The sequence below is a fragment of the Sorangium sp. So ce1504 genome (genome assembly GCF_051521635.1).
Lineage (GTDB): Bacteria > Myxococcota_A > Polyangia > Polyangiales > Polyangiaceae > Sorangium > Sorangium cellulosum_B.
Genome location: NZ_CP150365.1, coordinates 8,588,144 through 8,608,160, shown reverse-complemented (window position 1 = coordinate 8,608,160; position 20,017 = coordinate 8,588,144). Strand labels below are relative to the sequence as shown.

Here is a 20,017-nt window from a genome sequence, read left to right as displayed (position 1 = left end):
CCGCGGGAGGGCCCTCACACGATTTCGGCTCCGCCGTGCTGTGCTGTCTTCGCGCCGTGAGCGACGGGAGCCTGCGCCGGAGGAGGAGGCAGGTGTCCAGGTCGTTGCGCTCGGAAGCCCGCCGCCACTAGACTCCCCGGCACCGGGCGTGAGGTCGCCCCCCTCTGCCGACGAGGGTTCAACCACGAGGTTACCTTTCGATGCGACTTATCAGGATGCTGGCAGTGGGGGTGGGAGCCTCGTTCTTGATGTCGATGCCCGCCTTCGCGCAGGCCCCGGGCGGCGCGACGGGCAAGGCCGCTGCTCCCGCCGCCTCTGTGGCGCCGGCGGCCTCCACAGCGCCGGCTGTCCCCGCAGCGCCCGCGCCTGTCAACGGAGCGCAAGCGGCTCCTGCGCCTGCTTCCGCGACGGTCGCGCCGGCTGCGGGGGCGGCGGCGCCTGCCGCGACGGTCGCCCCCGCTGCGGGCGCGACGGCGGGGCCTGCTGCTCCGACGAGCGCCCCGGCTGCGGGCGCGGCCGCCGCTCCGGCGATGGATGGTCCGACCTATGCGGTGCGGCTGCGCGATCTGGAGCAACGCATCGACGAGCTCAAGGAGCAGATCCGCCGCAGCCACACGCGGCTCTCGCTCCTCAGCGACACGATCCTCTCCGGCGGCGGCGCCGGCTCGCGCGCCTCGATCCGGTTCAACAACGAGCTGTCGTCCGCGTTCCGCGTCACGCGCGTGCTGATCGTCCTGGATGGCGCCGTCCAGTACAACAAGACCGATCAGTCGGGCGCCCTTGCCGAGCAGGCCGAGATCCCGATCTTCAACGGCTCCGTTCCTCCGGGCGATCACACGCTCCAGGTGCTCGTGAACCTGCAGGGCAACGGCTACGGGGTGTTCTCCTACCTCCGGGGCTACCGCTTCGAGGTGCGCTCCAGCCATTCCTTCACGGCGGTCGAAGGCAAGACCATCAACCTTCAGGCGGTCGCGTTCGAGAAGGGTGGCGTCACGACCCCGCTCGAAGAGCGGCCAGCCGTCCGATTCGTCGAGAAGATCGTGAGCGGCCTCTCGGATGCTCCCGGGCAGCCGTCCGCCGCCGCGGGTGGGAAGTAGGCTCGAGCTCGTTAGGACAAGCCACCATGACCTGGGACACCGGATCGCGGGTACTCCCTGCCTTGCTTGGCGTGCTCGCGCTCGGCGCGGCGACGACCGCTGCCCCCGCCGAAGCGTGGGCCCTGGACGCTGAGCGCGCCTACACGAGCGCCTCTCAGCAGATCGGCAGCGTCACCTCCGGGCTGGGCGCCATCCAGGCGGCGATCCACAAGTCCCGCGGCGAGCAGCGCACGCCGGCCCAGCGCATCGCAGATGCCCAGCTCCTGATGGGCTCCAGGGATTACGAGCGGGCGGCGAACGTGCTGAACCAGGTGGTCGAGAAGTACCCCGACCATCCGACGGCGTTCCCGGACGCGCTCACGCTGCTCGGGGAGACGTACTTCCGCTCGAAGCAGTACCTCTCGGCCCGCCGGGTCTTCCACCGGATCGTCGCGAGCGGCGCCGAGCCGCGCTTCGCCACCTACCAGGCGAAGGCGCTCGGCCGGCTCGTGGACATCTGCCTCCGGATCAAGGACTACGACGCGCTCGACGCCGTCTTCGCGTCGATGAACAGCGTCCCGGCCTCCACGGCGGGGAGCGCCCTCGCGTACGCGCGCGGCAAGGGCCTCTACGTGAGGAAGGACTTCGGCGGCGCGAAGGCCGCGCTCGGCGCGGTCGACCCGCAGAGCGAGTACTTCCACCAGGCGAGGTACCTGCTCGGCCTGATCGCGGTGAAGGAGGCGACGCCCCCGCCCGAGCCGCTCAAGGAGGGCGAGGCGCCCCCGGCGGTGCCCAAGACCCGCTACGTCGCCGCGATCGATCTGTTCCAGAAGGTGACGCAGCTGCCGGCCGACACCTCGGAGCACCAGCGCGTCATCGACCTCGCGTGGCTCGCGATCGGGCGGCTCTTCTACGAGGCCGACCAGTGGTCCCAGGCCGTGCAGGCCTACGGCCACATCGACCGCGTCTCGCCCGAGTTCGGGACGATGCTCTACGAGCTCGCGTGGGTGTATGTCCGCCTGGGCGACGTGGATCGCGCCCAGCGATCGCTCGAGATCCTCGCGATCGCCGAGCCGGACAGCCAGAACATCGCGGACGGCTCGCTGCTCCGCGGCGACCTGATGCTGCGCGCGGGCCGCTTCGAGAAGGCGCTGAAGGTGTACGAGGGGGTCCGCGCCACCTACGACCCGATGCGCGCGCGCGTGGACGCCTTCCTCGGCTCGACGAGCGATCCCGCGGTCTACTACGACAAGCTGAGCCAGGAGCAGCTCGAGGCGCTCGACACGACCACCTCGCTCCCGCCGCTTTCGGTGCAGTGGGCGCGCGAGGCCGAGGACGGCCCGGCCGCGTTCGCGGTGATCGACGACATCAACCACTGCCGCGAGCTGATCAAGCAGTCGAACGAGCTCATCGAGAAGCTGAACGCCGTTCTCAGCTCGCCCAACCGGGTGCGCGCGTTCCCGGAGCTCAAGGCCGGCGAGGAGAAGGCGCTCGCGCTGCTCAACCGGGTCGCGCTGGCGCGCCTCGCGCTCGGCCAGGGCATGGATGACGTGGAGGACGACTCGCTCTCGGGCGAGATCGGCGGCGCGCGCGCGAGGCGTAGGGCGCTGGAGAAGCGCCTCGCGCGGGTGCCCGTCACGGACGCCGACTTCCAGGATCGCGAGGCGCAGGCGCTCAAGCAGTGGAACACCCAGTCGCAGCGCCTGCAGCAGCTCACGCTGCAGATGGACTCGCTGCAGGCGACGGTCAACGGCCTCAGGCGGCTTCTCCGCGATGGCCCGCACGCCGGGGTCGTCCGGGATCCCGCGAGCATCGCCCGGTTCGAGATCGAGCTCGCTCAGAACGAGCGCGACCTCGCGCTCTACCGCCAGCAGGCCGACGTGCTCCGCAAGCAGGTCAGCGCGGGCCGGGTCCAGGTCGGCTTCGGCGATCAGCGCTTCATCGAGGACGCGCAGGTGCGCAAGGCCCACCGCGACGCGTTGACGCGCGAGGTGGAGCTGGCCGCGGCGGGCGCCGGCGGTCCGGAGCTCGCGGCGTACGCGCAGCGCATCACGCCGGTGCTCCGCGCCGGCGACGCGGCGGACGCGAGGGTCGAGGCGGCGCTCCGCGACATCGAGGGGGAGGTCGCCCAGAAGTCCTCGGGGCTCCGGCAGATCGTCGGCCGGGAGACGGCGAACGTCGTTCACTACTCGGTGCAGCTCGATGGGCTCGACCGGGAGGCGCGCCTCGTCGTCGGCGAGGTCGCGATGCGAAATTTCGGCCTCGTCCGCGACCGGCTGAAGAACATCATCCTGCGCGCCGACGTCGGCATCACCGAGGAGGCGTGGGAGGTCCGCGAGGAGCAGATGACGCGCGTTCGCAGCCTGCAGGTCGAGCGCGCCCGTGAGGATCGGGTCCTCAAGGAGGAGCTCAACGAGGTCCTCGACGACAGCGGCGATCCGGAGGACGAGAAGTGAGCAACGAGCGTGGTGGCGCGAGCGCGCCGCAGATCTCTGGCGCGCCGCGAAGAGGGGCAGGGGCGCAGATCCTCGGACCGGCGGTCGCGCGCGCGCCGCTCGGCGCTGTGCGAACGGGGCGCCGTCGCCCGCGCGGCGCGCTCGGGTTTGCCAGCCTTGCCCTGGTGCTGGCGGTCGCGCCGCTCGCGCTCTCTCAGCCGGGTGGCCAGCCAGCGCCGGCGGCGTCTGCCGTTCCCGCGGCTGCGTCGACCACGCCTGCGCCTGGTGGCGCCACGGCTGCGCCGACCACGCCTGCGCCTGGTGGCGCCACGGCTGCGCCGACCACGCCTGCGCCTGGCGCCACGGCGCCGGCTGCGCCAGCGGTGCAACCCTTCGCGCCGCCGATGTCGGTCGGGCGCAAGCAGGCGCCGCCGCCTCCTCCTCCGACGCCGGCCCAGCTGGCGGCGCTCGCCGCGCTCGAGAAGGAGGCGGCCGCCTACGAGAAGGCGGCGCGCGACTACCGGAGCGCCATCACCCGCATCGTGCAGCACCACTACGAGGACAGGCGCCGCCGCATCCTCTCGTCGCTCGACCGCGAGATCGAGATCGAGAGGAAGGGGCTCCGCGACGCCCGGGAAGAGGCGATCCGCCGGCTCGAGGTGTTCGTCGAGCGCTACAGCGGCCCCAACGCCCACCCCGAGAACACGCCCGACGCGATGTTCCGCCTGGCCGCGCTCTACGAGGAGCGCGCGCGCACCGACACCGACGCGAGCGAGGATCTCAGCGTCGCGCTGCTCCCGGCCATCGCGCTCTACAAGCGCGTCATCCGGGAGTTCCCCCAGTACCGTGAGCTCGCCGGGATCTACTACTACCTCGGCCATGCGCTGAACGATTCGGTCCGGTTCCCCGAGGCGCAGCAGGTGTGGCGCTCGCTCGTGTGCCACACCAAGTATCCCTATCCGGTCGCGCTCGACCCGAAGGATCCGACGCGCGACACCGTCGGCAAGCTCCCGCAGGACCACGACAACGATTACTGGACCGGCTGGGAGGCGCGCCACCCGACGCCCATCGGGTCCACGCCAGGCGGCCGGGCGCTCCAGGCCACGCGCAAGGGCACGCGGGGGCGGGCGCCCGTCACCGAGGACGAGACGGCGTACGTCGATCCGTATCCGGACGATTGCCAGCCGATCCCGCAGAAGACGGCGCTCGGCGCGGAGCCCCGCTACATCGCCGAGGTCTGGTGGCAGATCGGCGACTACCACTTCAACGAGATCGACCGCGCCGGCGGCCCGTTCAACTACAACAGGGCGGAGTCGGCGTACCGGCAGTCCATCAAGTACAAGAAGCCCCCTGTCCACGGCGTCGCGATGTACAAGCTCGCCTGGACGTACTTCAAGCAGCAGCGTTACGAGACCTCGGTACGCCAGTTCATCGAGCTGCTCCGCTACACCGACGAACAGGAGAAGCTGACGGGCGATCCTGGCGCGGATTTCCGCGCGGAGGCGTACACCTACATCGCCGGCTCGCTCACGTACCTCGACTTCGTCGGCCCCGGACCGGACGAGCCCTACGTCCCGCGGAACGACGTCCTCGACGTCGAGACCGACCCGCGCATGGCCGAGCAGAAGATGCGGATCGCCATCGAGCGCGTCCAGGATCCCAAGCTGATCCCGCAGGATCAGAAGTGGACGGTCGAGATCTACAAGGCGCTCGCGCTGGAGTTCAAGGAGCTCAATCAGTATCGGAACACGATCGAGGTGAGCGAGATCCTCCTCAAGAAGTGGCCGATGCACCGCGACGCGCCCGTGATCCAGAACCAGATCGCGGACATCTACGACACGCTCACCTCGCAGTCGCGCGAGGGGACGGCCGAGCGGGCGATGAACTCGGCGAAGGCGCTCGAGGCGCGCACCAAGCTCGCCCAGTACGTCGGGACGACCCCGTGGGTCGAGGCGAACAAGGACGATCCCGAGGCGATCCAGACCGCCGAGCGGCTCGTGCGCGGCGGGCTGCGCCGTGCTGCCGCCGATCACACCAACGCCGGAAGCGCGCTCGTGCAGCAGGCGCTGACCGTCGGCGACAAGGAGACGCGCGATCCGATCTTCGAGCGGGCGCTCGGCGAGTACCGCCTCGCCGCGCAGGGCTGGGCCGGCTACCTGGCCCAGGACGAGAACGCCCCGGACGCGTACGAGAGCCGGTACTGGCTCGCCGACGCGCACCACATGGTCGTGGTCATCACGGTGGCGATGGATCGCTCGCCCGCGACGCACGAGATCGAGCAGGCGAGGAGCTCGGCGGTCGGCGTGCGGGACTCCAACGAGGACGACAAGTACCTGCAGCCCGCGGCGTACATGGTCGTCGACACCGCCCACCAGGCGCTCCTGGATCGACACAAGCTCTTCCAGCGAACGAGCGGCGCCGAGGGCATCGAGCCGCGCGAGAAGGTCAAGATCGTCGGCGAGGGCGACCAGCAGCGCGTCGTCGCCGAGCCGCTGCCCCCCCAGGTCCAGGCGGCCGTCGCCGCGCGGGACGAGTACATCCAGCGGGTCCCTCCCGCGCTCGACGCCCCGAAGAACATCGACCTCTACGCGTTCCAGGCTGCCGACTACTACTTCCTCTACGGCCAGTTCGCCGAGGCGCGCAAGCGGATGGAGCCCATCTACGAAGCGCAGTGCGGCAAGACGGAGTTCGGTTACAAGGCGTGGGAGCGGCTCACGACGATGTCGAACCTCGAGAACAACGTCGAGCAGAGCCGCAAGCTCGCCGAGGCGGCGCTCACGCGGAGCTGCGCCGTCAGCGAGGAGCAGAAGCTGAAGGAGGGCGACATCGCCCGGCCGACGATCTCTCGCGGCTATTACATCGACGCCGCCCGGGCCTTCGAGAAGGCCGAGAAGATGCCGGACGGCCCCGCGCGCGTCGCCGCCTGGCGCGAGGCCGCGGCGCTCTACAAGGTCGCGCTCGAGAAGGCGCCGGCCCGCGACGAGGCGCCGGAGGCCGCCATGAACGGCGCTTACTGCTACAAGCAGGTGGGCGACTACGACCAGGCCATCGCGATGTACTCCCTGTTCATCAAGGAGTACGGCAGCGAGGAGAACCTGTCGAAGCTCGAGAAGGGCGATCCGGGCGCGAACCCTCCGAAGAACCCCGATCCGAAGCGCTACGCCGATCGGGTGAAGTACCTGAAGCAGGCCTACGACGCGCTCTCCGCCGCGTACGTCCTCTTCTTCAACTACCGCAGCGCGGCCGAGACCTACGACACCATCGCTCGCAACGGCCGGTTCGAGCAGGCGGCGCGCCGGGACGCCGCCAGGAACTCGGTGCTGCTCTACGCGAACATCGGGGAGCGCGACAAGATGACCGCCTCGCGCGCCACCTTCATGAGCCTGAACCCGCCCCCCGAGCAGAAGGCCGACATCGATTTCCTCGTCGCCTCGGCGGACCTGAAGGCCTGGGACGAGCGCGGGGCCGACGAGGGCCCGAACCGCGCCGCCCGGACCAAGGCCACGCAGTCGATGGAGGCCTATTACGCGGCCAACAAGAACAACCCGGCCGCGAGCGGGTATGTCGTCCAGGCGGCGTACCATGCATCCAAGATGCGCGCCGCCGGCGGCGATCCGAAGGCGCGGGATTGGTGCAAGAACACCATGACGGCGTTCACGTCCTTCCGGAACTCGGCGACCGGCGACAAGGTGAAGGCCCTCGGCTCGGTGCAGGCCGACATGGCGGCGGAGTGCGCCTACAAGGCCATCGACGATCGCATCAAGGCCGAGTTCGACTACGACACCGGCCATCACCGCTACGAGGGGGTCATCGATCAGGTGAAGCGGGCCTTCGAGGCGGATATCGCCAAGGCCAACGACAGGTACTGGAAGGAGCTCCAGGAGGTCATCACCGCCTACGAGTCGCGCCCGTGGTCGGTGGCCGCGCGCGCGCGTCAGGGCTCGCTCTACGATTCCTGCCGCACCGGCCTCTACAACGCCCGCCCGCCGGGGTTGAGGCTGTACACGGACAAGGAAGAGAAGCTGCTCAAGCTCGCCGAGACGAGCGATCGCGAAGATCTCCAGGAGACGGCCGACGCGCTCCGGCAGAACCGGCGCGAGCAGTGGCGCGCGGCGCGCGAGCGGCTCCTCAACGATGCCGACAAGGCGATGGTCAAGTTCTACGTCGAGTCCGTCGTCTGGGCGAAGGCGTGGAAGGTCCGGAATCCAGCGGTCGACCTCGCGATCCAGCGGCTCGCGTTCTTCACGGACATCCTCGGCGACGCCAAGCTCCGCGAGTGGAGCCAGGGGGTCATCGATCCCGAGACGAAGCGCCCGTTCGAGTACAAGGATGGCCTCTTCCTCCGGACGCGGCCCGGCATGACTCCGCCGCTCGCGCCCGACGGCCTCCCCCTGCCCCTGCCGGTCGTCCCATGATGCGCCGCCTCCCTGTCACCCTCTTCGCCAGCCTGCTCGCGGTCATGTCGCCGTTCGCCCTCGCGTCCTGCGGCGAGGAGGCGACGCCGCCGCCCAAGGTGCCCACGGTTCCAGCGGGGCCCGCCGCGACCGCGCCCGCCCAGGCGCCGTACGGCATGAACGACATGCCGAGCTCGGCGCGCCCCTACGATCTGCCCGCCCAGACGGCTGCGCCGATGAACCCCCGGGCGGCGGCGTTCTACCAAAGCGGCCTGCAGGCGTTCGCGACCGGCGATCTCGCCAACGCGAGGGCCCAGTTCGGGCAGGCGACGCAGGCCGATCCGCGCGCGCACCAGGCCTTCTATTCGCTCGGCGTGGTGCAGGAGCGGCTCCGCGACGCGGGCGCCGGCGCGAGCTACCGCCAGGCCTTCACGCTCGTGCCGGACTACGAGCCCGCCATCATCGCGTACGCGATGCTCCTCGCTAGGAAGAGCCAGCTCGGCGAGGCCGAGCGGCTCCTGACCGAGAAGCGCGGCCAGATGCCGAAGTCGGCGGCCGTCGCGGCGACGCTCGCGGAGGTCAAGTCGCTCCAGCGGGATACCGGCTCTGCCCAGCGGATCGCGCAGGAGGCGCTGAAGATCAACCCCGACTACCGGCCGGCGATGGTGATCATCGCCCGCGATCACTACAGGAACCGGCGCCTCGATCTCGCGCTGTACGCGCTCCAGGCGATCCTGGACGGGTTCGAGCCGGTCAGCGAGAACCCGCCGCGCGACAGGGACAACGCCGAGGCGCTGCTGCTCCGCGGCCTGATTTACCGGGAGCAGGGGCAGCGCGCCGCGGCGATCGAGGAGTTCCGCAAGGCGGTGACGCGCCGCCCCGATCTCGTCGAGGCGCGGGTGCAGCTCGCGACCTACCTGCTCGAGGCGGGCAACGCCCAGGAGGCGCTGCCGCTCCTGGAGGGCGCCGTCCGCTTCGATTCCGAGCACGTCGCCGCGCACCTCAACCTCGGGGACGCGTACCGCCTGCTCGAGCGCTACGCCGACGCGAAGCGCGAGTTCGACTGGGTGCTCGCCCGCGACCCGAACCTGGCTCAGGTCCACTACGACCTCGGCCTGCTCTACCTGTTCGCCCCCGCCGTCCCCGGCATGACGCCGAAGCAGCAGGTGGCGGAGGCGATCAAATCGCTGACGAGGTTCCAGGAGCTGCGCAACAAGGGCCAGCGCGACGACTCGGAGGAGCTCCTGAACCGCGCCAAGCTCAAGGAAGGGGAGCTGAACGCGGCTGCTGCCGCGGCTCAGCCCGCGGCTCCTCCTCCTGCCGCCGCGCCGGATGGAGGCGTCGCCGACGCCGCGACCGACACGTGAGGGAGACCATGAGCATGTACAAGGCACTTGCGCTGGGTTCGGTCCTGCTCGCGATCCTCGGCCACGGCGCGCCGGCGAGCGCGCAGGAGAAGGGCAAGCAGCGCGGGGTCATCACGCTCGCGGAGGTGACGATCACGGGCCGCATCCAGAAGCCCATCGCGGCCGTCGACGTCAGCCGGATCCAGCCGAAGCTCACGCTCGCCGAGCTGCGTCAGCCGTTCCTGGACCGCATCGAGCAGGCGATCTTCAAGGAGCCGTTCTAGGCGGCCGGTGTGTCCGCCGTCGCCGTGCTCTTGAGCGCGCTGTCGATCGCGTCGAGCGCCGCCTGCGCCGCGATCTCGTGGAAGCACCCCGCGCAGGTCGCGCGTGCGACCGGCGGCGACCTGATGTCGCTCGCGCGCTCGCTCCGCGCGTTGCCCGGCGAGGCGCGGCTGGCGGAGCTCGCGAGGCGGTCGCCGCCGGAGAGCTGGGAGCGCCGCCTCGCGCTCGAGGTCATGGCCGCCGCTGACCCGCGCGCGAAGATCGTGGCGGCGAACGAGCTCCTCGCCGAGATCGAGCAGCGGCTCGACGCCGGCGCGGGGTGGCCGCGCGCGGCGGCGCGCCTGTCGGCGCTCACGGCGCTGTTCCTCGCCACGCTCTCGTACCTCGCGCAGGCCGGACCCTCGGTCATCGCGCTCGTCCTGGGCGCGGGGGGCGCCGGCGCGATCGCGTCCGCGGCCGCTGGGCGGGCCGGCCGCGCCGCTGCCGCGCGAGGGCGCGAGGCGATCGACGCGCTCGTGCGGGTCGCCCTGGAACCACTTGATAGCGCCGATAACGTCGATGACGTCGGGGGCCCCGGGCGCCCTTCCGGATCGCCTCGACGCTCTCGCCGGGCGCCTCGGTGAGCGCGGCGCGCTCTCCTGGACCGCCCCGAGCTGTCCGTGTACCCTCGCAAATTATGGTGCCCTCCGCTGCGCGGCGCGTCGCTCGCGGATCCGGGCCCGGGGCCTGCCGGGCCCCGGAGCGCGGCTCCGTAAGCGGCGCGCGATCGGGATCGGCGCCCGCTTCGTCCCCCCTCTCCCGGAGCCCTTTGGAATGACCCAGCAGCACCCGCACCCCACCCCGTCGCGCCCCGGGCAGCCCGGGCAGATGACCGCGGTCATGCGGGCGGTCGCACCGGTGACCGGCCCGAAGGTCCTCAGGATCGGCCTGGTTCAGGGGGGAAAGGTGATCGAGGAGCGCGTCATCAAGCAGCGCACCCACGTCACCATCGGCCCCAGCGAAAAGAGCATGTTCGTCATCCCGAGCAAGAGCATCCCGCCGAATTTTCGGGTGTTCGAGCTCGTGGGGGGCGAGTACTTCCTCAATTTCCTGGACGGGATGACCGGTCGGGTCGCCTTCAAGGGCGGCGTCTCCGAGCTCTCCGCGCTCAAGTCGTCGGCCAAGCGCGTGGCGGTCGGCAATGTCCAGGCCTACCAGGTCCAGCTCAGCGAGGAGGCGCGCGGCAAGCTCGTCGTGGGGGAGACGACGTTCCTCTTCCAGTTCGTCGCGCCGCCACCGGTACAGCCCAAGCCGCAGCTGCCCGTCTCGGTGCGGTCGGGGATCGCGAACGACATCGACTGGACGACCACGATCATCGCCGCGTTCTCGTTCCTGTTCCACTTCGGCGCCGTGGGGTCGATCTACTCCGACTGGATGGACCCGGTGGTCGACGATGAGATCGACGTCGCGCAGCTGCTCGAGTCCGTGAAGCAGCTGCCCCCGCCGCCGGTGGAGCAGCCGAAGGAGGACGTCGAGGCGCCGGCCGCGACGGCGGCGCCTGCTGCCGAAGCGCCCAAGGCCGCTGGCGGTGGGAACAAGGGGGCGGCGGCTGCCAGCCCGGGGAAGGGCTCTGGCGGGATGAACGACGCCCGCGCGTCGGCGCTCACCAACGAGCTCGCGCAGCTCGACATGCAGATGCTGGGCGCGCTCAACTCGAGCGGGAACGCGACCGCCAGCGTCCTGAGCTCGGGCGACGTGCCCACCGGCTTGCTCGAAAACGCGGCCGCGTCAGGGGCCGGCGTCGGCAAGGGCGGTGTGGCGGGATTGAACATGGGCGGCGCCGGGGGTGGCACCGTGCGACCTGGCGCGGCCGGCGGTGGTGGCCTCGCCACGATTGGCAACACCGGGACCAGCGGCCCTGCGACGGCCGGCTCGGCACAGACGGTCAAGGGGCCGGTGGGCAACGCCCAGGTCGGCGGCGCCGCGGTCTCCGGCGGGAGCGTCTCGAACGCGCCCTCCGTCGTGGCCGGGATGACCGCCGGTTTCCGCCGTTGCTACAACAAAGGTCTTCAAGAGGACCCGAGCATGAAGGGGTCGGTCCGGATCACCGCGAAGATCGGCCCCAACGGCGAGGTGCTCTCGGCGACCCCATCCGGCGGCTCCGGCCTGTCCGGCACGGTGGTCTCGTGCGTCGTTGCGCGCGTCCAGAGCGCGCAGTTCGCGCCGCCTGAGGGCGGCGGCGCGACGGTTGTGATTCCTGTCACTTTCGTGAGCCAATAGCCTCCGATGCTTTCCGGGCCCGTGGACAAGACGCAATCCTCTCTCCTCGCTTGCACGTGAATGGCGTGCTGACGTCGCGCATCGAACGGGGAGAGCGCCGTACGGGGGCTCCCGACGGACGCGCGCTGCTGGCTGCTCGGCATGTTCATTGCGTTTTGACAATTACGTCTGCCCGCACCTATACTGCGCGGGTCTGACTTCCGGAGGCTTCGATGAAGCGTGAACAGATCCCTGGCTTCGCCGCAGTGGCGCTGATCTCGGTCGTGGTCGGCCACGGGATCGCCGCTGCGCAGGCGCAGACGGCGCCTCCGCCGGACGCCTCCGCCGGCCTCGCGCGGCAGGTGACGCTCTCGCCCGCAGAGCAGCTCGCGCAGAGCGAGACCTACCTCGCCCGGATGGACGGCGCCCGCATGTCGGTTCGTCGCCAGCTGGAGACGGCCCGGTCGCAGCGCGACGTCGTGAAGACGCTCTGTCTTGACGACAAGCTGAATCAGATCGATGTCGCCATCCGCTCCGCCCGCGAGCGGCGGCAGGGCCTGGAGCTCGCCGTGAATCGGCGCGACGTCGATCTCTCCAACCATGAGTTCACGATCCTGACGGTGCTGCGGCAGCGGACCGAGCAGCTGACGGCCGAGGCCAACCAGTGCATCGGACAGGAAGCGGGCTTTATCGGCGACAGCGCCGTGACGGCGACGATCGATCCGAACCTCCCCAAGGACGATCCTTCCGAGTATCCCGTCAGCCAGATCATCATCGAGCCGCCTGCGTGCAGTAGCTGTTTTCGGTAGGCGACCGCCTCTCTCGGATTGCCACTGCCCAATAGGCGATGAAACTTCGTGAAACCATAGCCGCTGCCGCAGTCACACTCACTCTGTCCCCGGCGTTGGCCCTGGCGCAGGATCAGCCGTGGCTCAAGGATCGGCGCTACACCGAGGGCATCGGGATACGCACCGGCGATCTCGAGCTGCATCCCGGAGTCGCTGCGGAGTTCGGCTATGACTCCAACTTCTTCCGCCGAGACGAAAACGATTATGCAGGCCTCGATGATCTCGGGCCTGTTGGCTCGTTGCGGCTCCGGATCACGCCGTCGTTTTCGCTCTCGACGCTGAGCCAGCAGCGCTACGAGGTGACGCCGGACGCGCCGCCGCCAGACGTCGAGTTTCGCGCCGGCATCGCCGCGACCTATGACGAGTTCTTCCCTGTATCCGGCAGCGAGGTCGGGCAGGATCGGCTGAGTGAGCAGCGGAACATCGGCGGCCTGCTCGACGCCAAGCTGACGATCCTGCCCCGGCGCCCCTGGTCCGGGATCCTCGATGCGTCGCTCGGCCGGACCATCGCCTCTTCGGATCTCGGGATTTCCAACCAGAGCTTTCGACGCGTCCACGCCGACGCGGGGGCGGAGCTCGTGTGGACGCCGGGCGGGGGGCTGCTCGACTGGCGGCTAGGTTATCGCTTCCTGGGCACGTTCTTCGAGGTCGACGAGTTCGACAGCTTGACGAACTTGCACCACACGATCCGGACGCGGGGACGCTGGCGCTTTTTGCCCCGCACCGCGCTCATCTACGACGCGTCGCTCGGGTTCGTGAGCTACCCGAACCCGGCTGCTCAGCTCTCCTCTCATCCCCTGCGCGCGCAGCTCGGTATCAATGGCCTCGTGACGTCGTCGTTCGGCCTCCTCGCGATGGCCGGCTGGGGCGCGAGCTTCTACACGTCAGACAGCCAGGCCGAGGTGCACGACTTCGACAGCGTCATCGGCCAGCTCGAGCTGAAGTGGTACCTGACGCCGAACCCGTCGGCCGATCCCGAGGCGGCCACGCTCGCGCTGTCGTCGCTGTCGGCCGGCTTCACGCGCGATTTCCACGACAGCTATCTCTCGACCTACTACGAGCGCGATCGCGGTTACCTCAAGCTCTCCTACTTCTTTGGCGGACGCTTTCTGCTGATCGCCGACGGCGGCGTGGCGGCCCATGTGTATCCCGCGATTCCGGGGAACGGGGCAAACTCCACATCTGCGGCTCCCTGGACAGACGTCCGCATCGACGCGTCTCTGTTCGGCGAGTACCGGATAGGGGACTCGCTGGGCATCAACTCGACGCTGCGTTACGGCAACAACATCAGCAGCACATCGCTGACGCCTGCCGGCGGGACGACGCCGAACTACCTCGGATGGCAGCAGTTCGAAGCCTACCTGGGCGTGCGCTGGTTCATGTGATGCGGCGTGCTGGTCGGTGGACCGCCGCCGTGCTCGCGCTGGCGCTCGCTGCGTGCTCATCGCGAACGCCCCAGCCAGCGAACCTGCCTGCGCCGGTGGAGGCGACGACCATCGGGGTCGGCGACGTGTTCGAGCTCCGCATCGTCGGAGAAGACAAGCTGCCCTCGACGTTCACCGTCGCGCCGGACGGCACCGTCGACGTCCCGTACGTGAAGCGGCTCAAGGTGTCGGGCCTCGAGCCTCAGGAAGTCGCGGAGCTCGTGCGCGCGAAGCTCATGGAAGGGCAGGTCCTCACCGATCCCAGCGTGAGCGTGAGCATCAAGGAGTACAACTCGAAGCGGGTCGAGGTGCTCGGCGAGGTGCAGAAGCCTGGGTCCCTGCCGCTCCAGCCCGGCATGACGCTGCTCCGCGCCATCTCGATGGCGGGAGGGTTCAACAGCATCGCGGACAAGGATCGGGTCACGATCCGCAGGAAGTCTCAGGGCAAGACGGTGTTCACCACCGTCTCGGTCGAGGACATCATCGACAACAAGATCCCCGATGTGCCGCTTCAGGCAGGGGACTCGATCCACATCGCCCAGCGCGTCTTCTGAGCGCGCAGGCGCCGTGCGCCACCTCTCGACCGAGGTGGCGCGGTCGCTCTCAGTTCTTCCGCGCGAGGCGGAACTGCTTCCTGCCTGTCGCCGCGTCGACGGTGGGAGGCTCGATGCGGAGCATCGTCAGCGAGACCTCGCGCACGCGGCCGTCGCGCTCCTGGCGGAGGCGGATCCGCTCGCCATCCGAGCTGATCACGGTGCACTCGCCGAAGTGAAAGTGGGTCACGCTGTCGCCCACTTCCGGATAGAGCTCGTCCTCCTGGCGAGGACGGGTCGGGCGCTGCGGTAGCGGCGCGGCGGCGAGCTCCGCGGAGCCCGTTGAGGCCGCGCGCGGCGGCTCGATGGCGGGCGCCGGAGGCGTCGCGCGCGGCGGCTCGATGGCGGGCGCCGGAGGCGTCGCGCGCGGCGGCTCGATGGCGGGCGCCGGGGGCGTCGCGCGCGGCAGCTCCGCGGCGTGCGCCGGAGGCGCCAGGCGGGGCGGTTCGCCCGCGAGCGCGGGGATGGCGGACGACTGGGTCCCGAGCTGCATCGCGCCCGTTCGATCGTCGAACACCCGCGCCAGGGGCAGATCGTCGAACGCCGTGACGCGGAGCTCGAGCCCGTAGACACGCGCCCACACGAGCTCGCCGGCGGCGAGCTGGAGGCCGACGCCCGACTCGCGGGCGAGCGTGGCCGACAGCCGAAGCGAGGTCTCTCCCTGCTGGAGCGCGATGTTCCCCGAGAGCGCCACCACGTCGCACGGGCCGTCGAGGACGCGCGTCTTCGCGTAGGTGCGGGAAGCTTGATCGAACAGCGCCACTTCGGCCTTCTCCAGCGAACCTACCCCCTCGATCCAGCCGGCGCGCGCCTCGGCCTCATCAAGCGCGCGCACCAGCGCTGCAGGGAGCTCCTCGCCCCGGTCGAGGCGGATGATCAAATGGCGGGCACGGCGTGCCTCGAGGACATTCATCGCTGTTTCTTCTCTCCGGTCGTCGAGGGGGCTGCGCCCGGAGCACCCGGGGCTCCTTCAGAGCGCCGAGCGCGGGTCGCCGTCACCTCGATCTGGGGCGCGCCAGGCGCGCGCTTGGCTGATGGGTCGCCAGCGGCGGCCGTGATCCGGTCCGCCGGCAAGCCCGCGGTTGCAAGGAACTCCTTGACGGCGCTCGCGCGCGCGCCCGCGAGCTCGAGGGCGCGCGTGGACTGATCGCCCTGACGATCGGCGTAGGCCTCCACGATGACGATGTCGAGGGGCATGCGCCCGCGCATGAGCTGGGCGATCATGCCGAGCTGCGCCGCGAGGGCCGGCGGCACGCGGGCGCTCGCCGCCGGGAAGCGGGCCAGGCCGTCGAGGACGACCTGATCGCCGGACCACCGCGGCAAGGACCTGCCGGCCGGCTCAGGGCAGCCGTCGGCGTCGTTCGTGCCGTCGATCGTCTCGGCGGTGACGGGGCATGCGTCGGCCGCGTCGGCCACGCCGTCCTCGTCGTTGTCGCGCTCGGGGCAGCCGTCGTCGTCCTGGAAGCCGTCGCGATCCTCGGCGTTGCCCGGGCACTGATCGCTGGCGTCAGGGACCTGGTCGATGTCGTTGTCGGGATCGGGGCATCCGTCGTCGTCCTTGAAGCCGTCCACGTCTTCCGCGCCCATGGGGCACGTGTCGCGCGCATCCAGGATCCCGTCGCCATCGTTGTCGGGATCGGGGCATCCGTCGCTGTCCTGGAAGCCGTCGCGGTCCTCGGCGTCGTTCCGGCAAGCGTCGGCGTCGTCCGGGACGCCGTCGCTGTCGTCGTCCGCATCCGGGCAGCCGTCGCCGTCCTGGAAGCCGTCGATCGTCTCGGGCTCGTCCCGGCACCTGTCGCGACCGTCGGGGATCCGATCGCCGTCGTTGTCGGGATCGGGGCATCCGTCGCCGTCCCGGAAGCCGTCGCGATCCTCCGCGACGGGCGGGCACTCGTCGTCGCGATCGAGGACGCCGTCGGCGTCTGCATCGCGCCCCGTCGGCGCATAGCGGAGCCCCAGGTTGAACCGGACGCGCGGCGCGGTGAGCGCGCCGCCGGAGGCGAACGGGATGGCGCCGCCGCCGCCCGCGGACAGCGAGACGTCGCCTGCGAGCAGCGGGGCGCTCGTGGCCGAGAGGATCCACTCCGCCGGCACCAGCGCCGGGGCTCCGGCGGGCTGCTCGGCGAGCGTGTAGAGGGCGAACGCCTCCGCGGACGCCGTGAGCCAGCGGTCCGGGAGCACGTCGACCGAGGCGCCGAGGGCGCCGAGGAGCTGTGGGCCGACCTCGGTATCGATCAGCGTGCTCGAGCCACGGAGCCGGGCCCCGACCTCGGTCGCGAGCAGGAGCTTGCCGAGCCGGTACGCTGCGGCGACGCTCGGCGCGAGCGTCACGGTCCCGGCGCTGGCGAACACCGACCCGTCGCCTGTCGGCACGCCCAGATCGAGGCGCGCTGCCAGCGAGAAGCCATCGAGCGGACCACGCTGGGCCGGCGGCAAGATCGCGAACGCGGCGCCCAGGCGAGCGTCGCGCATCACGCTGCGCTGGAGCTCCGTGTCGGTGCCGAGGACGTCGGAGAAGCCTGCCCCGTCCTGGTACAGGGTGACGGGAGTGGCGACCGTGACCTCCAGGCGATCGGTGAGCCCGAACGACGCCAGGAACGTCGCGTCGACCATGTTGTCCAGCGCATGGATGACCGTCCCCTCGGGGTCGGGCGAGGCGGTGCGCAGGCCCACTGGCCGCGACAGGTAGCTCGCCACGAGGCCGAACGAGGCCTTCGCGCTCGGAGCCGTCCCTGTGCTCCCCACGGCGAAGAAAGGGCCGCCGCCTGCGTGCGGCCAGAGGTTGTCGGCATCGATACAGCCCGACAGCCCGCTGGCCGGCGCGCACTCGTCCGCGCGCACCGGCGCCGGAAGGAGGGTCGCCATGAAGACCCCGGACGCCACCAGCAGCGGGAGGCTCGATCGTGCAGGCTCCCTCCGGTTGGCGCGCATCGCGCCCGACCCTCTACTACTGCCGGGGGGAGAGTCAAAAGAGCAATCGACGCGTCGCGATCCGCTGGCGTCCGAGGCTCGGATTTGCGTCGGATTGCGTCGGATTGCGTCGTGCTCCGCGGTCGCGCTGGCGCCGTGCTAGGACCACGCCCGGCCGGGGCCGGCGCCGCCGGCGTCCGCACGACCATGATCGACGACTCACACCCGCTCCTGCTCGGCTCCGGCTCGCCGCGCCGGCGAGAGATCCTGACCACGCTCGGCCTGCCCCTCCGCGTCGCGGCAGCCGAGGTCGACGAGGCGGGGCGCGCCGGCGAGGACGCCGCTGCCTACCTGGAGCGCGTCACCCTGGCGAAGCTCGCGGCCGCGCGGCGCCTGCGCCAGGCGGCCGGGGCGGGCGCGATCCTCGTCGCCGACACGTCGGTCATCCTCGGCGATTCCATCCTCGGCAAGCCGCGGGACGAGGTCGACGCGCGCGCCATGCTCCGCGCCCTCTCGGGCCGCGAGCACCAGGTCTGGACGAGGTTCGCGATCGCCGGCGGCGATCGGGCCAACGTCGCGACGGCATCCGCCCCGGGCCTCGCCGAGGCGCTCCACGCCGAGACGGTCGTGACGCGGGTGCGCTTCCGCGAGCTCGACGACGGCGAGGTGGCGTCGTACGCGGCGACCGGCGAGGGGCTCGACAAGGCCGGCGCCTACGCGATTCAGGGCATCGGCGCGTTCGCCGTCGCGCGCATCGACGGCTCCTATTCGAACGTCGTCGGTCTGCCCGCGTGCGAGGTCGTCGCTGCGCTGCGGGCCACCGGCTTGCTCGCGCGCTTCCCGCTGTCGCTCGCGCGCTCATCATGAGCGACGGCGCCTCGGTCGTCGCGCGTCGGCGCGACGCGGGCGCGATCTTCGCGCTCGCCCTCGCCGCGCGGCTCGCCATGGTCGTCTGGGCGGCCGGGCGCTTCCCGCCTACCGCCGACGGGACGTACTACCAGCGCATCGCCGAGCGGATCGCGGCGGGGCTCGGCTACACGTGGCTATGGCCGGACGGCGTCGTCACGTACGCCGCGCACTACCCGGTGGGCTACCCGGGCGCGGTCGGCGCGCTGTACGCGCTGCTCGGCGCGCACCCCGCGGTCGCGATGCTGCTGAACGCCGTGCTTGGCGCGTTCGCGGCGCTCGCCGTCCATCGCCTGGCGGCCCGCGCCGCGCCGCGCTCGCGCGCCGTGCCGGCGCTCTCCGGTGGGCTCGTCGCCCTCCACCCCGGGCTCGTGGCGTATACCCCGGCGCTCATGACCGAGGGCGTCACCGGTTCGCTCGTCGCCTGCGCGGCGTGGGCGTCCGCGAGGGCGCGCGAGCGCCGCCCCGCGCTGGCCCCGTTCGCCGTCATCGGGCTGCTCATCGGCGCCGCCACCCTCGTCCGCCCGCAGGCGCTCCTGCTCGCGCCCCTGTTCGCCGGCCTCGCCCTCTCGGGCTCTCCGCCTGCAGGCGGTCCCCGGCTCCTCCCCCCGTTTGCCGCGCGCGCGGCGCCCGTCCTGCTGGCCGTCATCGCGGCGCTCCTCGTGTGCGCGCCCTGGACCGCGCGCAACTGCCTGCGGATGAACCAGTGCGCCCTGGTGAGCGTGAACGGCGGATGGAATCTCCTCATCGGAGCGGATCCGGCGTCCACCGGCGCCTGGGCGCCGGTCCAGGTCCCCGAGGCGTGCCGCGAGGTCTTCGACGAAGCCGGCAAGGACGCCTGCTTCGGCCGTGAGGCGCGCCGGTACATCGCGGAGCACCCGGGCGAATGGCTCGGGCTCGTGCCCAGGAAGCTCGCGGCGACGTTCGACTACTGCGGCGCGGCCGGGTGGTACCTCCACTCCTCGAACCCGTCTGCGTTCAGCGAGGCCGACAAGGTCGCGCTCGGCGCCGTCGAGACCGTCTTCGAGCGCGTCGTCCTCCTCGCCGCGCTCGTGTGGGCGGCGCGCAGGCCCGCGCAGGCGCCCGGCGCAGCTCGCCGTCCCTCGCTCGCGCAGCGCGCGCTCGACATCGCTCGGCTCGCGCTGTTCGCGCTGGGGGTCGTCGCCGCGCTGCACGTCCATGCATGGGTTGGCTACCTCGCGCTCCTCGGCCTCGCGCTGCTCAAGGGCCGCGCGCTCCTCCGGGCGCCGGTGCTCGTGGGCGCCGCGCTCGCCGTCCTCGCTGCGACCGCGGCGACGCACGCCGTGTTCTTCGGTGCCGGGCGTTACGGGCTGGTCGCGTTCCCGCTCCTCTCGGGGCTCGCCGCCCTCGCCGCGGCGCGCCAGGAAGCGGATCGGCCTGCCGCTGGCGCGCCCCGCGCGACCACCCACATGCGCGCCGCGCCCCTCGCGCCGCCGCGCGGGTGGGGGGGCGGGTCGTCGGACGACGAGCTACTTTGACAGCGCCGCCTGGGCTGCTGCATCCTAGGCCCCCGTCGGTTCGGGAGCGCGTGCCCCCGGCTGGCG

14 protein-coding genes are annotated in these 20,017 nt (G+C 71.2%); 12 read left to right on the top strand and 2 right to left on the bottom strand.

Annotation, left to right across the window (positions count from 1 at the left end):
- Nucleotides 1–200: 200 nt before the first annotated feature.
- From WMF39_RS32345 to WMF39_RS32300, 10 genes are all read left to right on the top strand, one after another.
- Nucleotides 201–1,097 (top strand): hypothetical protein, encoded by an 897-nt coding sequence (locus tag WMF39_RS32345; RefSeq protein ID WP_437740329.1) that lies wholly within the window; start codon nt 201–203, stop codon nt 1,095–1,097.
- A gap of 26 nt (nt 1,098–1,123) precedes the next feature.
- Nucleotides 1,124–3,532 carry a tetratricopeptide repeat protein gene (locus WMF39_RS32340; RefSeq protein ID WP_437740328.1) on the top strand — a complete coding sequence of 803 codons (2,409 nt, stop codon included), beginning with the start codon at nt 1,124–1,126 and terminating at the stop codon, nt 3,530–3,532.
- 362 nt (nt 3,533–3,894) lie between these two features.
- A complete protein-coding gene (locus WMF39_RS32335) occupies nt 3,895–7,926 on the top strand; it encodes a tetratricopeptide repeat protein (protein ID WP_437740327.1) in 4,032 nt (1,343 codons plus the stop codon).
- Nucleotides 7,923–9,272, top strand: a complete 1,350-nt coding sequence (locus WMF39_RS32330) for a tetratricopeptide repeat protein (protein ID WP_437740326.1) — start codon at nt 7,923–7,925, stop codon at nt 9,270–9,272. The genes WMF39_RS32335 and WMF39_RS32330 overlap by 4 nt, the downstream gene beginning before the upstream one ends.
- Before the next feature lie 8 nt (nt 9,273–9,280).
- Nucleotides 9,281–9,535: a hypothetical protein gene (locus tag WMF39_RS32325; protein ID WP_437293850.1), complete on the top strand. Its 255-nt coding sequence runs from the start codon at nt 9,281–9,283 to the stop codon at nt 9,533–9,535.
- A 9-nt stretch (nt 9,536–9,544) separates the two neighbouring features.
- Nucleotides 9,545–10,156: a hypothetical protein gene (locus WMF39_RS32320; RefSeq protein ID WP_437740325.1), complete on the top strand. Its 612-nt coding sequence runs from the start codon at nt 9,545–9,547 to the stop codon at nt 10,154–10,156.
- Between the two features lie 190 nt (nt 10,157–10,346).
- Nucleotides 10,347–11,792, top strand: coding sequence for an AgmX/PglI C-terminal domain-containing protein (locus WMF39_RS32315; protein ID WP_437740324.1), 1,446 nt, complete (start codon nt 10,347–10,349; stop codon nt 11,790–11,792).
- 212 nt (nt 11,793–12,004) lie between these two features.
- Complete coding sequence (locus WMF39_RS32310) at nt 12,005–12,580, top strand: hypothetical protein (protein WP_437740323.1); 576 nt, start codon at nt 12,005–12,007, stop codon at nt 12,578–12,580.
- A gap of 38 nt (nt 12,581–12,618) precedes the next feature.
- Nucleotides 12,619–14,004: a hypothetical protein gene (locus WMF39_RS32305; RefSeq protein WP_437740322.1), complete on the top strand. Its 1,386-nt coding sequence runs from the start codon at nt 12,619–12,621 to the stop codon at nt 14,002–14,004.
- Between the two features lie 95 nt (nt 14,005–14,099).
- Nucleotides 14,100–14,597, top strand: a complete 498-nt coding sequence (locus tag WMF39_RS32300; RefSeq protein ID WP_437740321.1) for a polysaccharide biosynthesis/export family protein — start codon at nt 14,100–14,102, stop codon at nt 14,595–14,597.
- Between the two features lie 49 nt (nt 14,598–14,646).
- On the opposite strand, the gene WMF39_RS32295 is transcribed toward WMF39_RS32300, so the two are convergent.
- Together WMF39_RS32295 and WMF39_RS32290 are read right to left on the bottom strand one after the other, a co-directional pair.
- Complete coding sequence (locus WMF39_RS32295) at nt 14,647–15,549, bottom strand: PPC domain-containing DNA-binding protein (protein WP_437740320.1); 903 nt, start codon at nt 15,547–15,549, stop codon at nt 14,647–14,649.
- Nucleotides 15,546–17,567, bottom strand: coding sequence for an OmpA family protein (locus WMF39_RS32290; protein WP_437740319.1), 2,022 nt, complete (start codon nt 17,565–17,567; stop codon nt 15,546–15,548). Before WMF39_RS32290 ends, WMF39_RS32295 begins: the two co-directional genes overlap by 4 nt.
- 186 nt (nt 17,568–17,753) lie before the next feature.
- Here WMF39_RS32290 and WMF39_RS32285 point away from each other — a divergent pair, with 186 nt between their 5' ends.
- On the top strand, nt 17,754–18,413 hold the full coding sequence (locus WMF39_RS32285; RefSeq protein ID WP_437740318.1) for a Maf family protein: 660 nt from the start codon (nt 17,754–17,756) through the stop codon (nt 18,411–18,413).
- Complete coding sequence (locus WMF39_RS32280) at nt 18,410–19,951, top strand: hypothetical protein (protein ID WP_437740317.1); 1,542 nt, start codon at nt 18,410–18,412, stop codon at nt 19,949–19,951. Before WMF39_RS32285 ends, WMF39_RS32280 begins: the two co-directional genes overlap by 4 nt.
- Nucleotides 19,952–20,017: the final 66 nt, after the last annotated feature.

Coding starts and splice junctions, on each gene's coding strand:
- WMF39_RS32345 (WP_437740329.1), top strand. CDS start 201: ATGCGACTTATCAGGATGCTGGCAGTGGGGGTGGGAGCCTCGTTCTTG.
- WMF39_RS32340 (WP_437740328.1), top strand. CDS start 1,124: ATGACCTGGGACACCGGATCGCGGGTACTCCCTGCCTTGCTTGGCGTG.
- WMF39_RS32330 (WP_437740326.1), top strand. CDS start 7,923: ATGATGCGCCGCCTCCCTGTCACCCTCTTCGCCAGCCTGCTCGCGGTC.
- WMF39_RS32325 (WP_437293850.1), top strand. CDS start 9,281: ATGAGCATGTACAAGGCACTTGCGCTGGGTTCGGTCCTGCTCGCGATC.
- WMF39_RS32315 (WP_437740324.1), top strand. CDS start 10,347: ATGACCCAGCAGCACCCGCACCCCACCCCGTCGCGCCCCGGGCAGCCC.
- WMF39_RS32310 (WP_437740323.1), top strand. CDS start 12,005: ATGAAGCGTGAACAGATCCCTGGCTTCGCCGCAGTGGCGCTGATCTCG.
- WMF39_RS32305 (WP_437740322.1), top strand. CDS start 12,619: ATGAAACTTCGTGAAACCATAGCCGCTGCCGCAGTCACACTCACTCTG.
- WMF39_RS32295 (WP_437740320.1), bottom strand. CDS start 15,549: ATGAATGTCCTCGAGGCACGCCGTGCCCGCCATTTGATCATCCGCCTC.
- WMF39_RS32290 (WP_437740319.1), bottom strand. CDS start 17,567: ATGCGCGCCAACCGGAGGGAGCCTGCACGATCGAGCCTCCCGCTGCTG.
- WMF39_RS32285 (WP_437740318.1), top strand. CDS start 17,754: ATGATCGACGACTCACACCCGCTCCTGCTCGGCTCCGGCTCGCCGCGC.
- WMF39_RS32280 (WP_437740317.1), top strand. CDS start 18,410: ATGAGCGACGGCGCCTCGGTCGTCGCGCGTCGGCGCGACGCGGGCGCG.